This is a genomic window from Pseudomonas inefficax (genome assembly GCF_900277125.1).
In the GTDB taxonomy this organism is placed as follows: domain Bacteria; phylum Pseudomonadota; class Gammaproteobacteria; order Pseudomonadales; family Pseudomonadaceae; genus Aquipseudomonas; species Aquipseudomonas inefficax.
Genome location: NZ_OPYN01000049.1, coordinates 1 through 1,958 on the forward strand (window position 1 = coordinate 1; position 1,958 = coordinate 1,958).

Consider the following 1,958-nt stretch of genomic DNA (forward strand, 5'->3'; position numbering starts at 1 on the left):
ACCGCCGCCATCACCGTGCTCTGGAACTGCTCGGCATTGGCAAAGAACAGCGGCGCGTCCCAACGCAGCAGCACCAGCCCTGGAATGCGTCGGGCCTGTGGATAACGCTGCACATTATTGTAACCGCGGGTGCCATCCACCCGTCCCCGCAACGCATGGTACGGCCGCCAGCCGTCCCAAAGGAATACGATCACCGATATCGCCACGGCAATGCAAATACCGGGAATGGCCCCGAATACCGCTACGCCGACGAAGCAGGTGAACGACAGCCAGAATTCCCATTGCTGCATGCGGAAGATGCGCTTGAGGTCGGCAAACTCGAACAGGCCCAACGCTGCGGCGATCACTACCGCCGCCAGGGCGCTGTTGGGCAGGTGTTGCATCAGGTTGGGCGCGACCAGCAGCAACAGCGTTACCGCCAGCGCGCCGATGATGCCGGTGAGCTGGGTCTGCGAGCCGGCCGCTTCGGCCACGGGGGTGCGTGACGAGCTGCTGCTGATCGGGATGCCCTGGAACAGCCCCGAGGCCAGGTTGGCCACTCCCAGGCCGAACATTTCCTGGTTGGGGTTGACCGGGGTCTTCATGCGCGCGGCGTAGGAGCGTGACAGCACACTGGTATCGGCGAACGACACCAGCGCCACCGCGATGCCGCCGAGCAGCACCTCCACCAGGTCGATATCGCTGACCCAGGGGAATACGAAACTGGGCAGCCCCTGGGGCAGTTCGCCGAGCACTTTCACGCCTTGCTGGTCGAGCCCCAGCAGGCTCACCGCCAGCGTAGCCGCCACCACCGCAATGAGAATGCCCGGCAAGCGCTTGAACGGCTTGAGCAGCAGGATCAGCGCCAGGCTACCGCCACCGACCACGAAGCTTGGCCAATGGCCCTGGCCGGCGAGCAAGGCCTGGATCAGGTTCCATGTGTCCCGCAGCGGGCCCTGGCTGTCGACCGACAGGCCGAACAGTTTGGGCAACTGGCTGATCAGCACCGTGAGGGCGATGCCGTTCATGTAGCCATAGCGGATCGGCTTGGACAGCAGTTCGGTGATGAAGCCCAGGCGCAGCAAACCGGCGATCACGCAGAACGCCCCGGCCGCCAGGGCCATCATGCTGGCGATGGCGATAGCTCGCTGAGGGTCGCTGGCGGCGTATTGCACCACCACCGCCAGTATCGGCGCGGCCAGTGCCGAGTCCGGCCCCAGTACGAGGATGCGGCTGGGGCCGAACAGGGCATAGGCCAGCAGCGGGATGATGGTGGCGTACAGGCCATAGATGCCGGGTACGCCAGACGCTTCGGCATAGGCGATGCCCACCGGCACCAGCATGGTGGTGAGCACCAGGCCGGCGGCGATGTCTTTGGGTAGCCAGGCGGGTTGGTAGTGGAGCAGGGTAACCAGGCCGGGAAGCCAGCGTTGCCAGTCGAGGCGGGGTTTTTCGGGCATGGTGCGCGTCCGGGGGAGGGTGCTGAATCACAGCTTAGATGCTGAATTCCGGGGCCGCTTTGCGGCCCTTTCGCGACACAAGGCCGCTCCTGCAGGTTTGATGCGAGGTTCAGAAAATGCGCGGTACCTGTGGGAGCGGGCGTGCCCGCAAACACCGGCGCAGCCGGTGCCATGCACTGTGTTGGATTCTTCGCGGCTAAAGCCGCTCCCACAGGGGGCGCGCGCCCTGCCAAATGCCAGAAAAAACAAAACCCCTTGAGGCGCTGACCTCAAGGGGTTTGTCGGGACTGCAGGCTGGCGCTTAGACGTTGAAGCGGAAGTGCATCACGTCACCGTCCTTGACGATGTAGTCCTTGCCTTCCAGACGCCATTTGCCGGCTTCCTTGGCACCGCTTTCACCCTTGAACTGGATGAAGTCGTCATAGGCCACCACTTCAGCGCGGATGAAACCTTTTTCGAAGTCGGTGTGGATAACCCCGGCTGCCTGCGGAGCAGTGGCGCCGACGCGGACGGTCCAGG

General features: G+C 64.1%; 2 protein-coding genes. Both read right to left on the reverse strand.

What is annotated here, in order from left to right; genetic code table 11:
* Nucleotides 1–1,439 (reverse strand): SulP family inorganic anion transporter (locus JV551A3_RS05410; protein WP_133978406.1); only part of this gene is annotated, 1,439 nt, incomplete at its 3' end.
* 301 nt (nucleotides 1,440–1,740) lie between these two features.
* Nucleotides 1,741–1,958: DUF933 domain-containing protein (locus tag JV551A3_RS05415; RefSeq protein WP_133978408.1), on the reverse strand; the 218-nt coding region annotated here is incomplete at its 5' end.